The sequence below is a fragment of the uncultured Marinobacter sp. genome, assembly GCF_963974375.1.
Taxonomy (GTDB): Bacteria; Pseudomonadota; Gammaproteobacteria; order Pseudomonadales; family Oleiphilaceae; genus Marinobacter.
Genome location: NZ_CAXBDN010000313.1, coordinates 1 through 4,484 on the forward strand (window position 1 = coordinate 1; position 4,484 = coordinate 4,484).

Below are 4,484 nucleotides of genomic sequence, written 5' to 3' on the forward strand. Positions count from 1 at the left end.
CTGCTGTGTGAGGGCTCCGAGATCTTTTTCAGACTTGATGTCCTTGGCCAGCTCGGCGGCCATAGCTTTAAGTTTTTCTTGGTCCAATTGCGTACCCACGATGGTATCCTTTTGAAAAGGTTACTTAGTCGTGGGCAGTTACACAATTTGGTTTACAGTCTCAATTTGAACGCGATTTATGGCTCGGATTTGAACCAAAACGGTTTGTTCGTTCAGGCGAGACTTGCTACCAGTAGTGGCAACCCATCGCCTTATGGAACGGCGACGCTTCTGAAAGAGAACTGGTCGATCTCCTCATCGTACTCTGTCCATTCTATAGGTATCGCTATGGTCAGGGATTCGTTGTCGGTCGAAGTTCCAGAGCCTGGATCTATGGCATTGATCATGATTGCTCTGGGTAGTTTGGGCTTGCGACGTCGTACGGGCTGATAAGTCCGTTAGAGGTAGGAAACCCGCCACTTGGCGGGTTTTTTATTTCAGCGTGTTTCCCGATACAATGCGATGAACCTTTTTTAATATCGCCTTTTCCCGCTCCAGGCGATTGCAGCGGGCTTCCAGCTCCTGAATCCGGCGTTGTTCGGGGGTTAAGGCCTTACCCTTCGGGGTGACACCGTCACGTTCCTCGGCCAGTTGTTTAACCCACCGCCGAATAGCGCTTTCACCGACTCCCAGGGACACACTCGCCTGGGGAATCGTGTAACCTTGATCCAGCACCAGGCTGGCTGCTTCCTGTTTAAACTCAGGAGAAAAAGAACGTCGCTTTCTGGTCATCAGACACCTCGTTTATGGTGGCAATCTTACCACCTACGTTGGTGTCCGGAATCATTGAACCACTAAATCTAGATATTCTATAATCCGGTTCGCCGCCATGGAAATAATGGCGGACTATCCCGAGTGGACTGCGAAAAACAGTATCTTATGCAGCTATCAGGCGTCTAGAAAATTGGCGGGGCTTGCAGAGCCCTACCCGCTATGTAGAGAGAGAACATGTGCCCCCTGCGATCAATTTGGAAGAAATCGATAAAAACTCTGTAGTTATATTGGCGTTTGATGGCTCTGTAGAGATGAGTATCACGATGATACGGGACATGTTTTGCGCTGCCGGTATGGTTGTAAGCAAGCAAAACTTAGAGCAGGAGTCGTTTGATGGCATCGATGTCAAAGTCGCATCACAAGATGGGGGCGAGGTTCGGACCTTTAGTGGGGCTGTTTTGTCTCCAGATGCTTCTATAGAAGACATTGATCACAGTGGTTTGGTGATCGTTTCCGGTATTTGGGCTGACATGGCCCCCTTCCTGGCCAAGTACGAATCAACGGTCGCCTGGCTGCGCAGGCAGTACCAACAGGGGGCCACAATTGCTTGCATGCATTCAGGAGCTTTTTTGCTTGCTGAAGCAGGGTTGCTGAACGAGAAGGCGGCAACCGTTTATTGGAGAATGGTTGATCAGTTTAAGTCACGTTATCCTCAAGTGGTTCTTCAGCCTGAAAAAAAGATTACGGCAACTGGGAGGCTATATTGTTCTGCAGGAGTTGCGTCAGGTGTTGAACTTGCAACGTATCTGATGGAAAAAATTTGGGGCGTTGCGATTGCTCAAAAGATTTCTCAAAGCTTTTTGATGGATATTCCTAGAGAAAACCCATTTTTTAAGTTGGCTTTTGATGACCAGAAGCGGCATGCGGATAAGCAGGTTCTCGCTGCGCAACAGTGGCTGGAGTCCAACTTTTCTTCAGATTTTCTGTTAGAGGAGGTCGCAGATAAAGTGGGCTTAAGTCTCCGTAGCTTTATGCGCAGATTCAAAAGAGAAACGGGCGATACTCCAGTGCATTATCTGCAAAGGATTCGCATAGAAACGGCAAAGGAGTTGTTGCGCAGCAGTTCACTGAGTATTGATGAAATAAGCTTTAGAGTCGGTTATGAAGACGTTAGCTTTTTCTGCAGAATTTTCAAAAGAAACACTAAGATGACTACTAGTGAATTTAGGAAGCAGCAAGTCGTTGAATGAAGTGTGGGCTGCAGACGGGGTTTCTGGTCGGGGCTGAACCCGCTGGACTATACGAAAATAAGTTCAAAGACTGTCCCTTTGAGTTTACTAAGCCTTCAACAACATCCTGGAGGTACTATTGAAGGCCTAGTTAAACCATCTCTATTTCAAGCTTTATTGAAAAATGATGACGCCATACTAGCGCTGTTTGTTCGCTTTGCGATTTTTGCAAAACAGACATTCGTGCGGTCCAGATCCACCAGAAAATCCAATACCATACGAGTGCTTGTGTAATCCCCCCATTTTTAACCGCTCGTTTGAGTAGAGGTTAAGCTACCTCCAGCAGCCTGGATGGGGGTATTCCTCCAATGGCCGTGTTCGGTCGTTCATTGTTGTACTGCCACAGCCACTGAGTCGCCAGGAGCTGGGCATGGGCGATACTTTCGAACTGATGCAAATCCAGCCACTCATGCCGAGCGGTCCTATTGAAGCGCTCGATGTAGGCATTCTGAGTGGGCTTACCCGGCTGGATATAGATCAGCGTAATCCGATTTCTGTTGGCCCAGTTTATCAGTGACTGCGAGATATATTCTGGCCCATTGTCACAGCGAATGGCGGCGGGCTTGCCGCGCCATTCCATGATCTGATCCAGAGCGCGAATCACCCGTTGTGCGGGTAGTGATAAGTCGACTTCAATGCCCAGGCCTTCCCGGTTGTAGTCGTCGATCACATTGAATGTCCGGAACGTCTTGCCGCTGACCAACTGATCACTCATGAAGTCCATCGACCAGACCTGGTTGGGGGCGGTCGGAACATCCAGCTCACCCGGGTAATCCCGCTGGACTCTTCGCCTGGGCTTGATGCGTAGGTTCAGCTCCAGCTCCCGATAAATGCGATACACGCGCTTATGATTCCAGGTGTAACCCTTCACGTTGCGCAGGAATAGAAAGCACAGGCCAAAGCCCCAACGTTTGTGGGTCTGGGTAAGCCGTAACAGCCAGTCAGCCACCAGAGCGTTCTCGCCACTGAGCTTCGCCTGGTAGCGATAGCAGGTCTCGCTGATCCCATACACCACTCAGGCCAATCGGATACTGATGCCGTGCTTGGCTACGCCCTTTCTGGCCATCTCCCGGCGTTGAGATGGCCTTACAACTTTCCCTCCAGGGCCTCCTGACGAAGCTCGGCCTTGAGCCTCTCTTCTGCGTACATCTTCTTCAGGCGGGCATTCTCAGCCTCCAACTCCTTCAGGCGCTTCATCATCGATGCATCCATGCCGCCAAACTTCGAACGCCACTGATAAATCAGCGCCGTGCTGACATTGTGCTCCCGTGCCAGCTCAGCCACCGGGACTCCGGCTTCGTGCTGCTTCAGGATGGCCATGATCTGGCTGTCGGTGAATCGAGACTTCTTCATCTGTCGCTCCCTTTGCGATCATTGTAAAAGTCTCTGCTCAAAACCTCGATTAATTTCTGGGGGGATTACAATTTCACCTTCCAGTCCACGTCGCGTAGTTCTCCCCAAGATAACTTAATAGAAATCTGTGGGGAGGGTGCCAATGGCTATAGCTATTAGCCACAATCGGCTAGTAGAAGCTCTTTCAGGACTCCAATTTTTTTTGCTTTGCCGTTCTGTTCTGAGAAATCCTCAGCATCAGGTTCCGGAACCTTTGCAACTGCGAACCTCACCTTGCCACCTGATCTGAGACGATGTTATCTCTGATCTTCTCTAACGTTGGTTTTCGCGAAACAGAATGAGCCTAGGTCGCACATTATGGACCCATAGTGGGATATCCCGCACGTGATGAAGCCTTTCACAATTTGCTCTGGCTGAAATGGTATTGCTAATAAACATCCATTCGAAATAAAAAACCAAGGCTTTCTTTCGCTAGGTCCTCAGCCACATAGGCAGATCCACGCCAAAAATTAAGCCACATGAATAACTCACTCTCGGTTTCAATAACGAAGTGGGTGCCGATGTGCTTCCTGAGGTCGTCATAATGAAATCTACCCGAAAATTGGTCGTAGCCTCCCCGAAGGGGCCGTGGTGCTCGAATCTCGCTTCCAGCTGAATTATGGCCAACCCAGTGGGTGATTGCGGTTATTCCCTCATGCCAGTATTGCCCCTCGATAGATAACAGGTAGTAATTTTTATGCGGGGAGGGAACCGAAATTTCACAATATCTTTTGGCGATCTCAGATTGAAGCCGTTTTAATTTTTCTTCAGGAAGGCGCGGGAGGTTACTTCTTAAATCAAACCAACCCCCGGGGAACCCGAAAGCGATCGATATGCTCTCGATGCGCTGGCACAGTGTAAGGTCTTCCTCGGAAAGGTGTGCAAGCTTCTTAACATAGTTCAAAGAGTCGTGGATATGAAACATTTTTTGTCCCCAAAGCCCTCTGCGGCATCTACCACAGTTGGCATGCCGCGTGCCTTGGCTAAAGAATTAAGGCTCTCTTCCATTTTGTGTGGGACATTAGCTTGCAACCATTCTCGGTAATGGCG

Annotated in this window: 2 protein-coding genes and 2 pseudogenes; 1 reads left to right on the forward strand and 3 read right to left on the reverse strand. The window is 49.4% G+C overall.

What is annotated here, in order from left to right:
- Positions 1–507: 507 nt before the first annotated feature.
- A pseudogene (locus AAC035_RS18990) lies at positions 508–771 on the reverse strand (transposase); the annotation flags it as partial.
- 218 nt (positions 772–989) lie between these two features.
- Here AAC035_RS18990 and AAC035_RS18995 point away from each other — a divergent pair.
- Positions 990–2,003: a helix-turn-helix domain-containing protein gene (locus AAC035_RS18995; protein ID WP_339806678.1), complete on the forward strand. Its 1,014-nt coding sequence runs from the start codon at positions 990–992 to the stop codon at positions 2,001–2,003.
- 307 nt (positions 2,004–2,310) lie between these two features.
- Here the strand turns inward: AAC035_RS18995 and AAC035_RS19000 are convergent.
- Positions 2,311–3,395: pseudogene (locus tag AAC035_RS19000) on the reverse strand (IS3 family transposase).
- A 427-nt stretch (positions 3,396–3,822) separates the two neighbouring features.
- Positions 3,823–4,359 carry a hypothetical protein gene (locus tag AAC035_RS19005; RefSeq protein WP_339806679.1) on the reverse strand — a complete coding sequence of 179 codons (537 nt, stop codon included), beginning with the start codon at positions 4,357–4,359 and terminating at the stop codon, positions 3,823–3,825.
- Positions 4,360–4,484 lie beyond the last annotated feature (125 nt).

What these genes read in the sequence shown, in the direction of transcription:
- AAC035_RS19005 (WP_339806679.1), bottom strand. Translation starts at nt 4,359, where the DNA reads ATGTTTCATATCCACGACTCTTTGAACTATGTTAAGAAGCTTGCACAC.